The organism is Microcoleus sp. Pol1C5 (genome assembly GCF_036701115.1).
Lineage (GTDB): Bacteria > Cyanobacteriota > Cyanobacteriia > Cyanobacteriales > Microcoleaceae > Microcoleus.
On sequence record NZ_JAUBQE010000003.1, the window covers coordinates 221207 to 241212 of the forward strand.

Annotated in this window: 15 protein-coding genes; 8 read left to right on the top strand and 7 right to left on the bottom strand. The window is 43.9% G+C overall.

The genetic code is table 11. From position 1 onward, the window contains the following. The first annotated feature begins 876 nt into the window (after positions 1-876). Together QUA23_RS03135 and QUA23_RS03140 are read left to right on the top strand one after the other, a co-directional pair. On the top strand, positions 877-6390 hold the full coding sequence (locus QUA23_RS03135) for an AAA family ATPase (RefSeq protein WP_333073131.1): 5514 nt from the start codon (positions 877-879) through the stop codon (positions 6388-6390). A 324-nt stretch (positions 6391-6714) separates the two neighbouring features. After that, a complete protein-coding gene (locus tag QUA23_RS03140; RefSeq protein ID WP_333073133.1) occupies positions 6715-8901 on the top strand; it encodes an ATP-binding protein in 2187 nt (728 codons plus the stop codon). 275 nt (positions 8902-9176) lie between these two features. Here the strand turns inward: QUA23_RS03140 and QUA23_RS03145 are convergent, their stop codons facing one another. Beyond that, complete coding sequence (locus QUA23_RS03145) at positions 9177-10388, bottom strand: acetate kinase (RefSeq protein WP_333073134.1); 1212 nt, start codon at positions 10386-10388, stop codon at positions 9177-9179. 230 nt (positions 10389-10618) lie between these two features. On the opposite strand from QUA23_RS03145, the gene psaK reads away from it, so the two are divergent. Beyond that, positions 10619-10879 (top strand): photosystem I reaction center subunit PsaK, encoded by a 261-nt coding sequence (gene psaK / locus QUA23_RS03150; RefSeq protein WP_333050587.1) that lies wholly within the window; start codon positions 10619-10621, stop codon positions 10877-10879. Between the two features lie 41 nt (positions 10880-10920). Here the strand turns inward: psaK and QUA23_RS03155 are convergent, their stop codons facing one another. The 4 genes from QUA23_RS03155 to QUA23_RS03170 form a co-directional block, all read right to left on the bottom strand. Then, positions 10921-11562 (bottom strand): histidine phosphatase family protein, encoded by a 642-nt coding sequence (locus QUA23_RS03155; RefSeq protein ID WP_333073135.1) that lies wholly within the window; start codon positions 11560-11562, stop codon positions 10921-10923. A 28-nt stretch (positions 11563-11590) separates the two neighbouring features. After that, on the bottom strand, positions 11591-12277 hold the full coding sequence (locus QUA23_RS03160) for a DUF3226 domain-containing protein (RefSeq protein WP_333073136.1): 687 nt from the start codon (positions 12275-12277) through the stop codon (positions 11591-11593). Next, complete coding sequence (locus QUA23_RS03165; protein WP_333073137.1) at positions 12270-13280, bottom strand: AAA family ATPase; 1011 nt, start codon at positions 13278-13280, stop codon at positions 12270-12272. The genes QUA23_RS03160 and QUA23_RS03165 overlap by 8 nt, the downstream gene beginning before the upstream one ends. A 144-nt stretch (positions 13281-13424) precedes the next feature. Next, positions 13425-15899, bottom strand: coding sequence for a phosphoketolase family protein (locus QUA23_RS03170; protein WP_333073138.1), 2475 nt, complete (start codon positions 15897-15899; stop codon positions 13425-13427). A 765-nt stretch (positions 15900-16664) separates the two neighbouring features. Between QUA23_RS03170 and QUA23_RS03175 the strand changes: the two genes are divergently transcribed. From QUA23_RS03175 to QUA23_RS03185, 3 genes are all read left to right on the top strand, one after another. Further along, the gene (locus QUA23_RS03175; RefSeq protein ID WP_333073140.1) at positions 16665-16886 is read left to right on the top strand and encodes a DUF433 domain-containing protein; all 222 of its coding nucleotides are present in this window, start codon (positions 16665-16667) and stop codon (positions 16884-16886) included. Further along, complete coding sequence (locus QUA23_RS03180) at positions 16873-17046, top strand: DUF5615 family PIN-like protein (protein WP_333073141.1); 174 nt, start codon at positions 16873-16875, stop codon at positions 17044-17046. The genes QUA23_RS03175 and QUA23_RS03180 overlap by 14 nt, the downstream gene beginning before the upstream one ends. Positions 17047-17147: 101 nt before the next feature. Continuing rightward, the gene (locus QUA23_RS03185) at positions 17148-17303 is read left to right on the top strand and encodes a hypothetical protein (protein ID WP_333073143.1); all 156 of its coding nucleotides are present in this window, start codon (positions 17148-17150) and stop codon (positions 17301-17303) included. A gap of 43 nt (positions 17304-17346) precedes the next feature. On the opposite strand, the gene QUA23_RS03190 is transcribed toward QUA23_RS03185, so the two are convergent. Further along, complete coding sequence (locus tag QUA23_RS03190) at positions 17347-17589, bottom strand: hypothetical protein (protein ID WP_333041742.1); 243 nt, start codon at positions 17587-17589, stop codon at positions 17347-17349. Between the two features lie 559 nt (positions 17590-18148). Between QUA23_RS03190 and QUA23_RS03195 the strand changes: the two genes are divergently transcribed. Beyond that, positions 18149-18520, top strand: a complete 372-nt coding sequence (locus QUA23_RS03195; RefSeq protein ID WP_333073144.1) for a hypothetical protein — start codon at positions 18149-18151, stop codon at positions 18518-18520. Between the two features lie 5 nt (positions 18521-18525). After that, the gene (locus QUA23_RS03200; RefSeq protein WP_333073146.1) at positions 18526-18954 is read left to right on the top strand and encodes an HNH endonuclease signature motif containing protein; all 429 of its coding nucleotides are present in this window, start codon (positions 18526-18528) and stop codon (positions 18952-18954) included. Between the two features lie 365 nt (positions 18955-19319). On the opposite strand, the gene QUA23_RS03205 is transcribed toward QUA23_RS03200, so the two are convergent. Further along, positions 19320-19862, bottom strand: coding sequence for a WG repeat-containing protein (locus tag QUA23_RS03205; RefSeq protein WP_333073162.1), 543 nt, complete (start codon positions 19860-19862; stop codon positions 19320-19322). Positions 19863-20006 lie beyond the last annotated feature (144 nt).

Genomic DNA, 20006 nt, shown 5'->3' on the forward strand with positions numbered 1-20006 from the left:
GATTACTGCTAAATTTTAAGGTTGTTTCTGATTTTCTCACCGGATGAATCCTTGAGAAATACTAATTTTCTGAGAATTTACAGATTTAGGAAATGCTCAAACCCTTTGCCTGCTTGGGATTTGACTCGCAATTCAAACAACTTTACCTGGGTTTTATGGCAATAATTCTTAATCTTTCCTCAAATTTTCTTAAGAGTTAGGCAAATTTGATTAATGTAGGGTTCGCTGCCGCGCACCAGACAAGGTGCAATAATTCTGAATTTCTTGTCAAATTTACTCTGGTCAAACGGTCAGTTAGTATTGTTAATCGATCTGTCAAAATAGATAGAACTGAAGGAAATTTCCGATTCCGAAGCAACACTTACTTCACTCAGCACCTCGGTTGCGAATTATAGTTAAGATTTGCACCGGCCAGTTTTTTTGAAGCACCGCAAATTCATACCCGATCATCGGAAAAAATAAATCTTTCAGCACTTGCATATTTTCACGAGATGTGGTGACGCTCCACTAAAGTCAAGCGATTACTTGGAATCTGAGAGGATTTAGTTGTCAGCATGGCGATCGAGCATTAGAGTAAATCTTTGCACAAATCCTGTATTTGTGATTTTGTTTACCTAACTGCTGAGGTGACGAAAGCCCCAGCGTGCTTTTGTCAGCAGTAGCTCTTTGCTGTCAAGGCCTGCCTACCCACACATCCCAAAAGATAGCTCTTGAGCGATAATGAAGAATAACATAGGATTTACGAAAAGAAACCCGATTTACACGATAAAATCTTGGGTTTGTCAACGACTAGCAACGAAGGAACCGGGTTTCTAGCCCGCCGCGCGTCAGTCCTGTAACATTGACCAAGCACACCTAATTTGAGAGAACCCAACTATGATGGCAATTCCCGGCGTTGCAGTTCTCGCTCTCATTTATGAAAGCAGCACTTCCCTGGTTTACCGCGGCCACAACGAGCAGAACAACCAACCTGTTATTATCAAACTTATCAAAGAAGACTATCCGACTCCTGAAGAACTGAATAGATACAAGCGCGAATATGAGATCACTGCCAACTTAAGCCTGTTGGACGGAGTTGTGAAAGTGTATAAGTTGCAACAGGTTAGAAATAGTCTGGCAATGATCTTAGAAGATTTTGGCGGGGAATCTTTAAAAATATTTATGGGTTCTCAAAAGTTTACCATTTTAGGATTTCTGACTACGGCAATCAAAGTTGCTGAAACTTTGGGAGAAATTCATGGGAAAAATGTAATTCATAAAGATATAAACCCTTCTAATATAGTTTTTAATCCTGCTACAGGACAAGTAAAACTAATAGACTTTAGCATTTCAACTGCATCCAACCTGGAAAATGTTCCGACTAAAAATCCCAATTTTCTAGAAGGCACTTTAGCCTATATGTCGCCCGAACAAACCGGCAGAATGAACCGGGTAGTCGATTACCGCACCGACTTTTATTCGCTCGGCGTGACCTTCTATGAAATCCTGGCAGGACAACTCCCTTTTTCCACTACAGATCCCATGGAGTTAGTTCACTGTCACATTGCCAAACAGCCAGTACCTCTCGCTGAAATTGCCCCAGAGATTCCTCAAACTGTTTCAGATATTGTGATGAAATTGTTAGCAAAAACTCCTGAAGAGCGCTATCAAAGTGCTTGGGGACTAAAAGCAGATTTGGAATCATGCCTGTTTCAGTGGCAAACATCTGGGGTTGTTTCTGAGTTTCCTCTCGGCCGCCAAGATATTTCCGACAAATTTCAAATACCTCAAAAACTTTACGGCAGACAGCGAGAAGTTGAAACTCTTTTAGCGGCATTTGAACGGGTAGCAGCAACAAATAATCGAGGCTACCGCAGCGACGATTCTCAAATTTCTGTCATCAAAAAAGAGAGCAAATCGAAAAAAGAAAGTCCCTTGTCAGTCCTGGCGAGAGGACAGCATAAATCCCGCAGCGAGATGATGCTGATTGCCGGTTATTCCGGTATTGGCAAATCTGCAATGGTGAAGATTTTAGACAAACCCATTACCCGCAGGCGTGGATATTTTATTTGGGGAAAGTTTGACCAGTACAAGCGAACTATTCCTTACTCTGCCGTTGTCAGCGCTTTTTCGGAATTGGTGCGGCAACTGTTAACTGAAAGTGAGGCTCAATTAGCAGTTTGGCGGGAAAAACTCCGCAGTTCCTTCGGTCAAAACGGACAAATTATTATTGATGTTATTCCCGAAGTTGAACTAATTGTCGGAGCTCAGTCTCCTGTAGCTGAATTGGGGCCGACGGAATCTCTGAACCGCTTTAATTTAGTATTTCAAAATTTCATTCGCGTATTTTGCCAGCCAGAACATCCGCTGGTCATTTTTCTCGACGATTTGCAGTGGGCTGATTCGGCTACTCTCAAGCTGATCGAATTGATGATGACAGATGAAGCTACGCAATATCTGTTTTTAATTGGTGCTTATCGGGATAATGAAGTTAGTCCTACTCATCCTTTAATGATGACAGTGGAGACACTGCGAAATCAGGAAGCTATCATTAATCAGATTGCTTTGTCACCGCTGGGGGTGGAAAACATAACTCATTTGATTGCCGAGACTTTGCACAGCGATCGAGAATCTGTGAAACCGTTAGCTGAATTAGTAATTAGCAAAACAGACGGCAATCCTTTTTTTGTAAATCAATTTCTGCAAACATTGTATCAAGAAAACCTGCTAGTTTTTCACCCGCCACAGTCGGGGAGCAAGGGCGGCTGGCATTGGGATATGACTCAAATTGAGCAGTGCGCTATCACTGACAATGTAGTAGATTTGATGGTACAAAAATTGAGAAAACTGCCAAGTTCAACGCAGCAAGTTTTGCGTTTAGTGGCTTGTTTGGGGAACGAATTTGACTTGAATACTCTTTCTTTAATTCATGAAAAAGAAGCCTCGGAAACTTTTTCTCACCTGTTGCCCGCCATTAAGTCAGGACTGATTCTGCCAACTTCGGAATTGGAAAGCAAGTCATTAGATTACGTGCTGTTTCCGCTATTAATTCTGAATTATAAATTTTTGCACGATCGCGTACAGCAAGCAGCTTACGCTCTGATCGACGACTCGCAAAAAAAGGCAGTTCACCTGAAAATAGGCAGGCAAATCCTAGAAAACACCCCGGCGGAATATCGCGCTGACAGAATCTTTGAATTAGTCGATCACTTGAATGTGGCTCGATCGCTAATTAAAGACGATCGAGAATTAATTGAACTGGCAACGCTCAATTTAGACGCGGCCCGCAGAGCCAAAGATGCCACTGCTTATGTTGCTGCCTTGCAGTATTTGACCGCAGGCATGGACGGTTTGAGCGCCGATATTTGGGATGCCCACTACGATTTAGCCTTTGCCTTGCACATGGAGCGGGCAAATGTTGAGTATTTAAACGGTTATTTCGAGAAGTCTGAAGAATTTATTAATATAACTCTGGAAAAAGCGCGATCGCCCTTAGAAAAGGTAGAAATTTACAACCTGCTGATCGTGCAGTACACCCTGCGGGCGAAGTACGAAGAAGCCGTTAAAGCCGGAATCCAAGCTTTGGACTTGCTAGGCATTGACTTGCCGCTAGACGGGCTACAAAAAGTCATATCCGAAGAATTTGCAGCAGCTACAAATATTTTAGCAGGTAGAGAAATAGCTTCCCTAATTGACGCCCCCGAAATGACTGTACCCGACAAAAAAGTTGCAGTCAAATTAATTACCAACTTGCTGACATCGGCGTACCTCAAAAATCCAGACTTGTGGAAAGTTAGCGTTTTAAAAGGAGTCAATCTTTCTCTACAATACGGTTTAGTACCCGAAGCCTCTCTTTGCTATGCTGGCTACGGTATGTTCTTAAACGCAGTTTCGGGAGATTACAAAGCTGCGTATCAATTCGGCTTGCTCTCGCTGAATCTCAGCGAAAAATCTGGCAATATCGGCTTGAAGTGCAGAGCTTGTTCATCCCTGGTCAGTATTTTTTATTACTGGTTCAATCACATCAAAGATTCCCACGCAATCAGCAATGAAGGATATCAAGCAGCTTTAGAATCTGGAGATTTAGAGTATGCGGGTTATATCCTGTCCAACCGCATAGCTAACTCATTTTTTCAAGGTAAAGAAATCTCGCAAATTCTTGCAGACACGAGCAGATATTTGCAGTTCAGCCAAAAAACCAAAAATCAGCTCGTAACCGATATATTATTAGGGGTAGAGTTAATCCTGCGTAACTTGAGCAAACTAACTCCTGAAAAGTTTGTATTTGAAAGCGAAGATATCAGCGAAGCTGAATACGTACACAACTGTCAAGCTCATCAAAATTTGTACTCGCTCTGCCTTTATCAGATTCGCAAATGCCAGGTAATGTACTGGTACGGTAACTTCAACGAAGCGCTACAACTAGCTTTTGAAGTAGAAAAACAGCTATCTTTTATTACCGGAGCGATACCCGCTACCGAATGGAATTTTTTCTTTTCTCTAACTTTAGCCGCCGTTTTCCCAAATGTTTCAGAAGAGAAGCAAAAGGAATACTTGGAAAAGTTAGAGGAAAACCAAAAACAGATGAAAATTTGGTCAGATAACTGTGCCGAAAATTTTCTGCACAAGTATCTTTTAGTACAAGCAGAAATAGCCCGAATTTCCAAGAAAGATTCTGAAGCTGTAGAACTGTACGATTTCTCTATAAATTTAGCCCAAGACAATGAATTTGTTCAAAATGAAGCACTAGCTAATGAACTAGCAGCTAAGTTTTGGTTGAGTAAAGGCAAGTATCAATATGCCAAAATCCACTTGCGCGAAGCTCACTCGTGCTACTTGCGCTGGGGTGCAGTTCGCAAAGTAGAAGATTTAGAACAGAAGTATCCGCAGTTGCGGGAAATGACGCCGCTCAACGGAAGTTTTAACAACAATCAAACTACCACAACTATTCATACTTCTACTGGCAGCGATGCGAGAGTGCTGGATTTGGCAACGGTAATGAAAGCATCTCTGGCGATTTCTAGCGAAATTGTCCTCGATAAGTTGCTGGCTTCTCTGATGAGAATCTCCTTAGAAAATGCGGGTGCTCAATTAGGTTTTCTGATTTTAGTTAGAGATGGTCAACTGTTGATTTCAGCTAAAGCGTCAGTATTTACTGAAGATGTAGCTGTGCTGCAATTTACGCCTGTTGGAGACTATCATGATTTACCTGTGACGGTGATTAATTATGTGGAAAGGACTCGCTCGGATTTGGTGTTGAGCAATGCGGCGGGTGAGGGACTATTCACAGCAGATCCTTACATCGCTAAACACCAACTGCAATCTATTTTGTGTACTCCCATCATCAATCAAGGCAAACTGATCGGCATTCTTTATTTAGAAAATAATTTGACTGTCGGAGCATTTACTCCCCACAGATTGGAAGTTTTAAGGTTGCTTTCTTCCCAAGTTGCTATTTCTTTGGAAAATGCTCTACTTTATAATTCGGTTGAACAGAAAGTGCAAGAGCGGACGCAGGAGTTAAATGAAAAGAACGAGCGTTTAGAACAAACTTTGCGCGAACTTAAACTAACTCAAGCTCAATTAATCCAAACAGAAAAAATGTCGAGTTTGGGGCAAATGGTCGCTGGTGTAGCTCACGAAATTAATAATCCTGTAAGTTTTATCTACGGCAACCTTAATCCGGCTAGCGAATACGTTAAAGACTTGCTAAAATTGATTGAGCTTTACCAGCAGCACTATCCAGAACCTGCTGATGAAATTCTAGAAGAAATAGAAACAATTGAGCTGGAATTTTTGAGCGAGGATTTGCAAAAGCTGCTGGATTCCATGAAAGTAGGAGCGGAAAGAATCCGGGATATTGTGCTGAGCTTGCGGAATTTCTCGCGCCTCGACGAAGCGCAAATGAAGTCGGTAGATATCCATCAAGGCATCGACAGTACGGTGATGTTGCTGCAACCGCGCCTGAGAAAAGAGGGCGGGCGTTTGGGAATTGAGGTGATTAAAAATTACAGCACGCTACCCCTAATTACTTGTTATGCGTCTCAGTTGAATCAGGTATTTATGAATATTTTGACAAATGCGATCGATGCTCTCCTCGTCGCAAGAGATGCCCCGGAAAACTCTCATCAACAGCCTACGATTACAATTTCTACAGAGGTGACTGATAGGAATTCTGCCATAATTAAGATTGCCGACAGCGGGCCAGGGATGAGCACTGAGGTGCTGCACAAGATATTCGATCCATTTTTTACAACTAAGCCCGTGGGTTCGGGAACTGGTTTGGGATTGTCTATTTCTCACTCGATTGTGGTTAGTTCTCATGGCGGAAAATTGACTTGCGTTTCTGCACCTGGAGACGGGAGCGAGTTTATTATTGAAATTCCGATCGCCCCCAGGCAAGTTTTGTAATCGGCGCTACCATCAACCCAAATCCCCAAATCAAATCCAGTTAGCAACCCTTAACAATTCGGCCACGCATTGCGTTTACTAAACTTTGAATTCGCAATTTAAACTCGGCGAAAACTCTGTCGCCAAGTCGAGCCATCGGGTTTCGACAAAAGGGCTATCGCCCTTTTGCAGCGGCACTGAGGGCTTTTCATCGCGACGAGGTGGGAAGGCTCCGATAAAGCATAAAAAGTATCATATTTTTCATTAAAAAAGTAAATATTGTGTGTATCTTCACGATCGAACTCTAGATAGTAGATCATACTAAAATAAAAGTAATTTCCGATCATGAAGATACGTCACTTCGGCAAAACTCAGGCGATCCCATTGCAGCTCATACTGATCGTGCCATTTGTTTTGCAAATCTTTGGAGCGGTCGGTCTGGTGGGATATTTGTCGTTCAAAAATGGACAGAAAGCGGTAAACGACCTGGCGAATCAGTTGATGGATCGAACCAGAATTTCGGTGAATCAACATCTGGAGGCTTATTTATCTATTCCACATCAAGTGATTCAGATTAACGCCGATGCGATTCGGATGGGATTGCTAGATGTGCGCGATCGCCAAACCCTCGGTAAGTATTTCTGGCACCAAATGCAGGCCTATGACCTGAATTACATCGGCATTGGACTGACCACGGGTGAGGGAGTAGGAGCCGCACGCTACGACCCCAGAACCGTAGTGATTGATGATTGGAGTCCCAAACCGCCGAATAATGTCACCAACTATGCCACCGATAACAAAGGCGATCGCACTCACGTCGTGACTATTTATGATTGGGACAACTTGCAAGAACCCTGGTACACCGAACCAATGAAAGCAGGTAAACCCATCTGGTCGCGGATCGTCACCGTAAATTATCCCAATCATCCCTACATCGCTGCCTCCGCTGGTCGCCCCATCTATGACGCAAATAATCGCTTGCTAGGAATGGTTGGAGTCGATATCCATCTGTTGAAACTGAGCGATTTCTTACGGAATATAGATGTCAGTAGCTCAGGGCAGGTTTTCATCATGGAACGAAATGGGCTGTTGATCGCAAATTCTGCAAAAGAACAACCCTTTACCACCGTCAAAGACGAGATTCGGCGTTTGAAGGCGATCGACAGTCCCAATCCCATCGTGCAGGGAATTGCCAAACAAATCCAGCAACGCTTCAAAGGGTTTCAATCCATTTCTGGAAACACCGATCTCCGACTTGATTTTCAGGGAGAACTCTACTATGTGCAAGTCACTCCCTGGCGCGACCAATATGGATTGGATTGGTTAGTGGTGGTGAGTGTGCCAGAAAGCGAGTTCATGGCACAGATTGATGCCAATACTCGCACCACAATCTTGCTCTGCTTAGCAGCATTGGGGGTAGCTTGTGGGATGGGCGTTCTCACCTCCGGCTGGATTGCGCGTCCGATTCTGCGACTGAATCGGGCGAGTGAGGCAATAACATCTGGCAACTTCGACCAAGCTGTAGAAGACAGCCGTATTCAAGAACTCAACGCCCTTGCCAACTCCTTTAACCACATGGCAAGACAACTGCGCGAATCGTTTACCGCCTTAGAAAAAAGTAATGCAGAATTAGAAGACCGGGTGGAAGACCGCACCGTTGAACTCAAAAACGCCCTAAGTGAGTTGCAACGCACCCAATCACAGATAATTCAGAGCGAAAAAATGTCTAGTTTGGGGCAACTGGTTGCGGGAGTCGCCCACGAAATTAACAACCCGGTCAACTTCATTCACGGCAACCTCGTCCATACACAGCAATACACCCAAGATTTGTTAGAGTTCGTGGAGCTTTATAGACAGCACTATCCTAACCCTGCTGACGAAATTCAAATCGCAGCCGAAGAAATCGACCTGGAGTTCTTGCAAGAAGACCTGCCAAAAATGCTGTCTTCGATGAAAATGGGTACCGATCGCATCCGCCAAATTGTCCTATCACTACGAAACTTTTCGCGGATGGACGAAGCAGACTTTAAACCAGTGGATATCCATGAGGGTATTAACAGCACCCTACTGATTTTGCAACACCGCCTCAAAGATAGACCGGAACGACCGTCTATTAAGGTGATTCAAGACTACGGTTCCCTACCCCTGGTGGAATGCTACGCCGGACAACTCAATCAGGTGTTTATGAATATTCTCAGCAATGCGATCGATGCTCTCCTCGTAGCAAGAGATCACCCGGAAAAATCTCATCAACAGCTTGCTATTACAATTTCTACAGAGGTGACTGACAGGAATTCTGTCATAATTAGAATTGCCGACAGCGGGCCGGGGATGAGCACTGAGGTGCTGCACAAGATATTCGATCCATTTTTTACAACTAAACCCGTGGGTTCGGGAACTGGTTTGGGATTGTCTATTTCTCACTCGATTGTGGTTAGTTCTCACGGCGGAAAATTGACTTGCGTTTCTGCACCTGGAGAGGGGAGCGAGTTTATTATTGAAATTCCGATCGCCCCCAGGCAAGTTTTGTAATCGGCGCACCATCAACCCACAGCATGGCTGAAAGAGTAATGATGTTTCAGGGAAAATTGAAGAACAAACCTCTCTACCTCTGTTTATCTGCGTAAATCAGCGTCAATCCCTTGTCCAGAGCGGTAAATACATTCTCTTTTTTTAACTGCCGATGAGGGCAGATAAACACAGATTAACGCAGATGAATTAGATTAATTCCGGTTGCACCGTCTGTAATTGTTGACGCTTCGGCGAAGCTAATCTGCCATCGCTGTTGAAGGAATTCATAAAATAAGTTAGTGATAAAGTTTCCAGCATTCTCGCGCAATTTCCCAATCCTCCTGCGTGTGAATGACCAAAATTCTCACCGCTGAATCCACTGCCGCAATATCTTCATCCACTGGCGACTGTTGGTTCTTCTCCCCATCCAATTTTAAACCCATAAATCCAAAAGCTTCGCAAGCAGCCGAGCGCACAACAGCAGAATTTTCCCCAACTCCCGCCGTAAAAATCAAAGCATCCAACCCTCCCAAACTCGCCAGCATTGCCCCAATTCCAGTGCGCAAACGGTGAATGTAAATATCCAAAGCAAGTTGAGCTCTCTCATTACCTTGGGCGATCGCATCTCCAATCTGCCGCATATCGCTAGATACCCCAGAAATCCCTTTTAAACCAGAATTACGATTGAGAATATTATCTAATTTTTCAGAAGTTAAATCTTCTTGCCTTAACAAATGAATTATAATCCCAGGATCGATCGAACCCGATCGACTTCCCATCATCAAACCTTCCAAAGGCGTAAATCCCATCGTCGTGTCAACACTCCAGCCACCGCGAATGGCTGCCAGAGAACATCCGTTGCCCAAATGACAGCTAATCAACCGCAAATCTGCCAAATTTTTACCCAGAATGTCGGCGGCCCGACGCGCGCAATATTGATGGCTAATCCCGTGAAAACCGTAACGCCGAATCCCATTTTCCAGCCATTCATAGGGGCCGGGATACACAAAGGCTGCGGGCGGCAATTGTGCGTGAAAAGCTGTATCAAATACTGCTACTTGCGGCACTTTTTCGAGGATTTTTTCAATCGTTTCGATACCTTCGAGGTTGACCGGATTGTGTACGGGGGCGAAAACAGATAAACGGGCGATCGCCTTTTTAACATCCGGCGAAATTAACGTACTTTGCTGATAATCTTCCCCGCCGTGTACGACGCGGTGGCCGACAATATCAATCTCCTTTAAATCATTAATAGTTTGAGTTCTTCCCCTCCAAAGAGTGTCCAGCATTCGAGAAATAGCATCTTGGCGAGACTCGGATGCAAACTCCTCCTCAAGCCGATCGCCCTTTGCTGTTTTGACTTTCAACTCTGCTATACCCTGCTGGTGAGTCCAATCAATTTGAGCCTCCCAGAGGGGTTGCAAAGGTCGATCGGGCAGGACATCGTTTAACTCGTAAAGACAGCTCTTTTGACTGCTAGAACCCGCATTTAACACCAGTATTTTCATGCTTTATTATGTCCTGTTGATTCGTTCTTTCGATCGCTAGGCGATTGAAATCGCGTTTTGTCAAACTTTCGTCCCTGCAGAGGGGGACTAAAAAATCTTGAGACTCAGGGAAAAATATTAAGAAAAATGTCGAAAAATTAACTGTTAATGCAATCTGTAGCTAACAGTTGCATTTTTTTGATATATCTTCTCTGCAGATTTTCATTTACTAAAGTTTAAGGAGCCGATCGATGTTTACACCAATTTTACTTGCCACTGTCGCCAGAACCGTAGAGTGGAGCCCCACGACCGGTTTGATTATGATTCTTTGCAATATTTTAGCTATTGCGATCGGCAGATCAACCATTCAAAAGCCTCACACAGGCCCAGCCGCGCCCTCATCGGGTTTGGTCGGCGGCTTGAGCTTGGGTGCACTTGTGGGAAGTCTCTGCTTCGGTCATATTTTGGGAACGGGTACGATTTTAGGATTGTCTTACATAGGCGCGATTTAGTTTCAGACTGTAGGGTGCGCCCCCGCACCTTACCCGCAATTTCAAGTACCGGGTAAATTGCGGAGAGTTTCATCCATGTACGATCGATCGCCCAAAACCTCCAGCAGCGGCCCGCGCACGTCAAACTTAACAATACTGACAGAAGCTGCTAAAGCGGCAATGCGATAGCGATAACGTCCCAAATCGATCCCCAACAAACTGCACAGAATAATTCTAATAGTCGCCTTGTGCGAGACAACCAAAACATTACCAGTCTTGTACTTTTCCTGAATTTCTGCGATAACTAAGGACGATCGGCTAGCAATTTCCACGGAAGTTTCGCCGCCATTCGTCGGTGCATTCCAAGCAGGTTCAGTCAGCCAGTTAATATAATCTTCTTCGTATTCTTTTTTGACCTCTTCTACTGTTTTGCCTTCCCAATCACCGTACTTAATTTCCCTCAGTCCGTCGCGAAGCTGCATTTCAATTCCCACAGCATCGCACAAAGGTTTTGCAGTAGCAATTGTGCGTTTCATCGGACTGACATAAACAGCATTCCAAGGCAATTTTGCGTAAGTGGCGGCAAACTGTTCTGCCATTTGAGAACCTTCGGGCGTTAATTCTGGGTCGATCGCACCGCAGAAGCCGCCTGTTTGGCTGTAAGTCGTTTCACCGTGTCGTAGAAAGTAGATTTTTAAGCTCATGAGTTAATTTTGTGTGAATTTTACTATATTAGCAAAAGAGTGTAAAAAACTCCTTCAAATCATTGAGTGCAGGATTATCCCAATCCCAAATATCTTTTTTGCGTTCCATAACATAATTAAAATGTAACATACTGCATTTTTTTTCAGCTTGTTTCCGATCCTGATTTGAGCAAGTATCCAACCTCACATAGGTGTTAACCCAGAATTTATCAAAATCTTTCTGCTTGATTTTCTTTCCCTTGCTTTCTATGCAAGTTTTCCAACTATACAAACAATCAGCATGAGGAGATTCTCTCGCCTTTATTGCCTTTAAAAGCGTTTCCAGTTCGCCTTGACCTTCAAAATTCGTAAAGTAACAAGCTAATTTTGCCTTTGTTCCATTATCTCCAGAAATATCGATAAATTGTTTAGTGCTTGATAAAGTTTCAGCTTCAAACACCTGTTTTATACATTTATTTACGAATTCCAGCCGCTCTGGCTCGGAATAGTTGTCAATATCAATAATAATTCCAATTTTTTCTATATCTCTTTTTTGAAGATCCGCTTCTACATCTTTTAACGTAGTTATTAACTTGGTTTCGCTCAAGCCTTCCAAACTTTCATAATCATCTATATAAATAGGTGATCCTACCTCGATATCGCAGTTTAGTTTCTCAACCATTGCCTGCATAAAAATTGCATCATTTTTACTTTCTACTATGACAATCTTACTCACCTCTCACTCCTTTTTGATGTTCTAGTGCGTAATTCAAAGTTTCCAAATCGCGCCTGATTCCGATTATTTGATTTGTTTTGAGTTTCCTTGCTAGTTCAAAATATGCGCTGCTGCATTCCTTAGTTTGTTCTAAACCCACCTCAGCAAATGCTTCAAGCATCTCTAAACTGTGCGTTGTAGCAAAAATCTGGGTATCCAGTTCAACCGCTAACCGAAATAACACTCTCCAAAACTCCGGCTGACTTGTATGGTGAATGCCATTTTCTATCTCATCGATTAGCAATATTTTATATTTATTGTTTACCAGTTTAAGGATTATTTCTGCAACTCTGTTAATGGCATCTCCAAACAATGATAAAGGCAAACGCTGTTCGCCTTTTCTTCTCAAGTAGAGCGTGGGTTCTCCAATCGAAAAACTCTCTACTGATTCTATAGAAGAGTCTAAAACTTGAAAAGCTTTCAAAACTTCACTATCTTTGTCATCCAAACGCGCTCGATCGTATGCTTGTGTGAGCTCATTGCCAGAAGTTTTGTTAAAACAGGGAATAATTGGCACTTCATTATTATTAGGAAAAAGCTCATAAGTCGTTAAACGCTTGGCAGAAACTTCTGTGAAAAACGCAGTAGATAAATCTTCGTTTCTGATAAATTCAAGAAGTATAATATGTTTCAATGAGTTGCTATCTAGTGTAATTCCTAATCTATCGGTATTATTATTGTCATCTGTCCCAATAATTAATATGGTTCTCTCTTTTTTAAGCCCATAAAATAAGTTATCCCAGATTCTATCTGGCATGGCTTCTATGGCTTTTGATGGCTCTCTTCTAAGTTCTCTTAGCATTGCTAGACTGCCAGCGTCAGGAACAACATTGAGAAAAAGTGCTTCTAGCAAGACTGTTTTGCCGGCATTATTTTTACCGCCGATTAAATTTACTCTTTCAAACCCAGAAATTTTGATTTGCTCAAAACACCTAAAATTTTGGATTTCTATTTCTTTCAGCATTACAGCTCCTGTTGAATTAATCTAACTCATCTGCGTTAATCTGTGTTAATCTGCCTGTATCTGCGGTTAAAAAAAGAGAATTTGTTAACCGCAGATGACAATAGATTAACGCGGATTCACGCAGAGGTCGAGAAGCGATCGCACCTAGCCCGGTGCACCCGATCGCACGGTTTGATCTCCTGTCGTTGTCGGATCTTTCGTTTCCTTCGGCGCTTCCGACGAAACCGGGCCCGCGTGCGGCCACTTCCAGTCGCGGATTTCCGGCATATCATCGCCGTGTTCGTTGATATAGTGCCTGTGTTCGATCAGCTTGTCACGGATAGCTTGTTTGCCGTAAGCTGCCACAGAACCCAGTTTCGGAACGCGATCGAGTACATCTGCAACTAAATGGAATCGATCGAGGTCATTAATCACCACCATATCAAACGGCGTCGTAGTCGTTCCCTCTTCCTTGTAACCCCGAACGTGAATATTCGGGTGATTCGTCCGGCGATAAGTCAAGCGGTGAATCAGCCAAGGATAGCCGTGAAAAGCAAAAATCACCGGCTTATCTTTCGTGAACAAAGTATCAAAATCCTTGTCAGACAAACCGTGGGGATGTTCGCTAGCAGGTTGCAGCGTCATCAAATCCACCACATTCACCACCCGCACTTTTAAATCGGGATAATCTCGGCGGAGAATGTCAACAGCAGCCAAAGTTTCCAGCGTCGGAACATCACCCGCGCAAGCCATCACCACATCCGGTTCGCCGCCTTTATCATTGCTGGCCCACTCCCAAATGCCGATGCCGGCGGTACAGTGTTTAATCGCAGAATCCATATCCAAATACTGCAAGGCCGGCTGCTTCCCTGCAATAATCACGTTGACATAGTGGCGGCTGCGGAGACAGTGATCCGTTACTGACAGCAAAGTGTTCGCATCTGGCGGCAAATAAATCCGCACAACCTCAGCTTTCTTGTTAATTACGTGGTCGATAAAACCCGGATCTTGGTGAGAAAAACCGTTGTGGTCTTGTCGCCAAACGTGAGAAGTTAGCAGGTAATTCAGAGATGCGATCGGCCGGCGCCAAGGAATGTGACGAGTAGTTTTCAACCACTTGGCGTGTTGGTTGAACATCGAATCGATGATGTGAATAAACGCCTCGTAACAAGAGAAAAAGCCGTGGCGTCCCGTCAGCAAATAGCCTTCCAGCCATCCCTGACACATATGTTCGCTGAGGACTTCCATCACCCGGCCGTCGGGGGAGATGTGGTCGTCTTCGGGCAAAATTTCTCCCGCCCACATCCGGTTCGTCAGTTCAAACACCGGATCGAGGCGGTTTGAGGCCGTCTCGTCGGGCCCGACAATGCGGAAATTGGCGTTTTCCTGATTCAGTTTCATCACGTCTCGCAGGAAGCGGCCAGAAACGCGAGTTGCTTCTGCCATTACAGTGCCCGGTTTTTGCACGTCAACGGCGTAGTCTTCAAATTTCGGCATTTTCAAGTCTCGCAGCAGCAGGCCGCCGTTAGCGTGGGGATTTGCCCCCATGCGTCGAGCTCCCTTGGGTGCGAGTTCGGCCAATTCGGGAATTAACTTGCCATTTTCGTCGAAGAGTTCTTCCGGCTTATAGCTTTTCATCCAATCTTCCAGGAGTTGGACGTGTCCCGGCTTAGAAGCCATTTCCGAAAGTGGGACTTGGTGCGATCGCCAATAATCCTCTGTTTTCTTACCGTCTACTTCCTTCGGCCCCGTCCAGCCTTTGGGAGTTTTCATCACAATCATCGGCCACTGGGGACGGCCGGAATAGCCCTCCGTCCGGGCTTTTTCCTGAATCGCCTTAATTTCGCCGATCGCGGTATCGAGAGTTGCAGCCATCAACTGGTGCATGGTTTCCGGGTCTGAACCTTCTACCCAATAAGGTTTATAGCCGTAACCGACCATCAAACTTTCCAATTCCTCTTGCGGAATGCGGGCCAACAGAGTTGGATTGGCAATTTTGTAGCCGTTCAAGTGCAAAATCGGCAACACAGCCCCGTCGCGAACCGGGTTGAGAAACTTGTTAGAGTGCCAGCTAGCAGCTAGCGGGCCGCTTTCGGCTTCCCCGTCGCCGACAACGGCCGCCACTATCAAATCGGGGTTATCGAAGGCCGCCCCGTAAGCGTGGACGAGGGCGTAGCCGAGTTCGCCGCCTTCGTGAATCGAACCGGGGGTTTCCGGGGCGACGTGGCTGGGGATACCGCCGGGAAAGGAGAACTGTTTGAACAGCCGTTTGATACCCTCTTCATCTTCGGAAATGTTCGAGTAATATTCGCTGTAAGTGCCTTCAAGATAGGTGTTCGCGACCAAGCCCGGCCCGCCGTGTCCGGGGCCTGCGATGTAGATGGTGTTGAGGTCTTGGGCTTTGATGATGCGGTTGAGGTGAACGTAGATGAAGTTGAGGCCTGGAGTGGTGCCCCAATGTCCGAGGAGTCTCGGTTTGACGTGTTCGATTTTGAGGGGTTCTTTGAGTAGGGGGTTGTCGAGGAGATAGATTTGTCCGACGGATAGGTAGTTTGCCGCCCGCCAGTAGGCGTTCATTTTGTGTAGTTCTGAGTCGGAAAGCGGCTTTAATTGCGGGATCTCGGTTGTTCCTAGCATCATCAGCGATTGACTCCTAAGTTGTGCTTGTTTTGTAAAGTGCGATCGACAAGTGCGATCGATATTAATTTGTTATTTGTGACATTTTGTCTTTAAACTCCATGTCTTCCACGCAAACTATTGAATTCTAGCTCGTTTATGCCTCCATTAAAGTTTAAATCAATATTAATTTCTGGCTAAACATCGCATGACTTTGATGCAATAAAGACCGCTACTGGCGGGGATCAAGGAATTCAGCAATACATAATAGGATTTACACAATAGTTTTTGTAGGCTGTGTACTCCGCACTGAGCCGTAGTATATGTTGCGAGTGGTAGGATGTGTGGTGCCAGTCCCCAAAAAGATACTTCTAAAGGTAGAAGCCATAAGGATTTATAGGTAAAGTTAATTTCACTTTGTGCCTGCTGATGGCTGATACCAGTTATTAAAAAAAATTCAACTTTAAGCAATATCCAAAGCTTTATGTTCTCAGTCATTCCCAATTTAAAAATCTAAAATGTCAAATGGTATGACTCGTTTTGTGTTAAAGTTTTTTAGGTTCGTTTAAGCTCCGGGTAAAAGGGTGAGCCATTTTTAGAATAAGAGAGAATTAGCCAGAAGTTAAAAAGATATAATGCTATTTCATTTGTGAAAGGGCTTTTTTATGAACCGCAGAGGGCGGAGAGGGCGCAGATGAAGAGAGGAGAGAGAAAGGCATTGCGTATAATAGCAAATACATATTATCTATCTAATAATTAACGCAAAATTTAGCTAACACCTGGCAAGGAATGAGCCAAACTCTTGGTGTCTGTGGCGGTGATGCTTGTATGAGAAATACTCGCATTCCTATTTGGGAACTGGTGAGCTTTCATCGTTTGGGTATGAACGAGTCTCGACTCTTATATAACTATGCCACACTAACTGCTTCTGATTTAGCAAATGCGTGGGCTTATGCAGCAGCTTTCCCAGATGCAATTGAAATAGCTATCCGCGAAAATGACAAGAATTGAAATGATGGCGCGTCTTTATACTGACGAACAATTTCCCAGAGATGTTGTAGAATTGCTGCGCCAGATGGGACACAATATTTTGACAGTGCAAAAAGCCGGAAAAGATAACCAAAAAATTCCTGACGAAGAAGTGTTAACTTTTGCAGTCAGTGAAAATTGAGCTGTTTTAACTCTAAATCGCCGTTATTTTATCAGACTGCACAGCTTACAGTCGGACCATGCTGCAATTATTGTCTGTAGGGAAGAGGATGATTTCACAGAATGGCTGCTAACCTTAATCAGGCTATTTCCTCACTTGCAACATTAACAGGTCAAGTGATTCGAGTCGATCGCACTTTCGCGACTATCTATATCTTAAGCGATCGCCACAAAGTAAACTCAAGCAATCTCAATCCGAAAATCACTGCATCGGTTTGATTGCTAGCTAGATGCCATCGCCAATATTTCCCGCTGAAAAAACTTAGGAGGCGACTAAAACAGGACTCTCTGAAATCCGGCAAACATTGGACACAGTTGGCTGGTGGGCAACGACTCGCACTTCGTGAGGATAGCGGGGACGGGGGTCATTTTCTAACCAGATGGGCGGTACCATCATCACTTCATAGTAAGCGATCGTATGCAAAACCCCAGGCTGGGACTTCAACTCTACTGTTAAGCCCGCTCGGTACTCAAATGCTTCTTCCCAGTCTAGGTTTCCATTCATATCCATATTCATATCCATCGGGATCGCGCCTCTTAATCTTGTTTCTTTTCTCAATTGTAGAGCGCTACATAAAACATTGGGTACTTTCTGTTGCTTATGATACAATTTGTAACCTTATATATACGTTCCCTGACAATTGAACAGAGAAGAGCAATTGTCAATAAGTAAATAGGATGATTTGGCCCACAGGTGACAAGCAAGCCCAAAAGCTAGGCTTGACAAGAGTTTGAGTTGATACGTCTCAAAAAAAATAGGGGCGATCGCACCGCGCAGACGTTTATGAGACAAAGGAAAAGAACAGAAGAGAATTTTAAGGACGGAAGTACAAACCTATTTTTGCCAGCTTGTCTAATATTTTATAAATAAAGAAACTCGGTTTTTTTAAGAAACCGGGTTGCTGGATGAGTGAAAACTAAACTAATTTCACTTGGTTTTCTTCTTGGTCGCAGTCGCCGTCTTTTTAGCAAGCGAGAGCCTTCTTCATTTCTTTTGGGCAGGTGTCTAATACTCTAAGTAAAATATGGCATAATATAAATATTAGTTTCATAGCTTTGCACCTATGACCGCCCAAATAACCCTAAATCTGCCAGATGAAGTCTATCACCAAGCAGAATTGCTAGCGCTGCAACGCCACCGCACCGTGAGTGAGATTCTAGTAGAAACTCTGGAAAATTTTCTCTTACCAACCGCTAAACCAGTATCAGCACTGTCTGATTCAGAAGTAATCACTCAGACTCAACTCCGGCTGCAACCAGTCCAAGAACAACGATTGAGTGAATTGCTAGACCGCCAACAATCCGGTACGATCGCATTTGTAGAACAGGATGAATTGCAGGCATTAATCCACATATATGAAACTCGACTATTGCGACAAGCTCAAGCCTTAAATGAAGCTGTGCGGCGCGGCTTGATCGAACCATTAAAAGGATAAGGAAAATGGCGATTTCCGAACAAGTGCGATCCAGAGTTCGCGCACAAGCTCAAAACCGATGCGGTTATTGTCGCAGTTTACAAATGTATGTTTTGGGAATTCTGGAAATTGACCATATTATTCGTAAAGCGATTGGCGGTAGTGACGAGGAAGAAAATCTCTGGCTGGCTTGTAGTCTGTGCAATAATTACAAAGGAACCCAAACTGAGGCATTCGATCCGGTCACGCAAAAACACGTTAAGTTGTTTAATCCGCGCACTCAACAATGGTCACAAAATTTTGCTTGGAGTGAAGACGCTACAGAAATTATTGGACTTACAGATTGCGGTCGCGCCACAGTCACAGCACTACAACTAAACAATAATATTGCTGTTAGTGTCAGGCGTCAGTGGGTTAGTGCTGGATTGCATCCGCCAACAGACATTTCTCCTTAAAAGGTTTGAGGGTCACAAATGGTCGATCGCACATATCGCCTTTGTGGTGGCCCAGGAGATTTTAGACCAGCGCAAGGTCAGGGATATGGGGTTTGGGCGCTCGGCGATGAGGAAGCTGCCCTATTATAAGTAATCAGGCCAAATTAATTACATAAAGACTCTTGACGCTGTAAAGCTTTCAGGCGATATGAGTGTGTAATTAATTCTGCACAACTACTTAGTCGGGTCCAATTCACCGCGCTTGTTTTGGGGAGTCGCCCACTTTTTGAGGGTGTGATGGGGTAAGAATGTGGTTGAATTCTTGTAGAACGGTAAAGTGTTTTACAGACGATTTAGCCTGCTGGCGAACCGTAACACAGGGCTACTTACCATAGTACATCGCCCGTTTTGTCAATATGCTGAGTTTCGTTGGAATTTATTACTTGAGCTATCCCTTCGGAGAAATCAGCAGCTTCATCAAATTGGCATTGAATTACTATTTGACCTTTTTGATTAACATACCCCCACCTCTTGTCAATTTTGACTCGTGCCAAACCTTCGCAGTGTTGGCTGGCTTCATCAAAGTCTAGATTACCAAGCAGGCGACCTGTTCGATCAATATATCCCCATTTCCCATTTATTTTGATTGCTGCAAGCCCTTGCGAGAAGCTAAGTGCTTTATCAAATTCAGGATTTATGATTATATTTCCGCTTTGATCTATATAACCTACTTTTTGAGCATCATTTAAAATAGGAATTAAGCCATCGGAGAATCTCCCAGCCCATTCAAATTGAGGTTGAATAAGCATTCTTCCTGTCTTGTTTATATATCCATATTTATTGCCCACTTTGACCCTAGCCATACCGTTAGAGAACTTATCAGCACTCTCATATCTAAATTGTATGTCTACAGTTCCCTGACTATTAATACAGCACTTTGCTTAACGATTAGGTACAATAGTAGAGGTGATAAGAAAGAGAAAAATGAAACCCTACTCCCTAGATATGCGTCAAAAGATCGTGGACACAAGGAGAAGCAGGTAACACCTCTATTAGGAAAGTAGCAGAAAGAT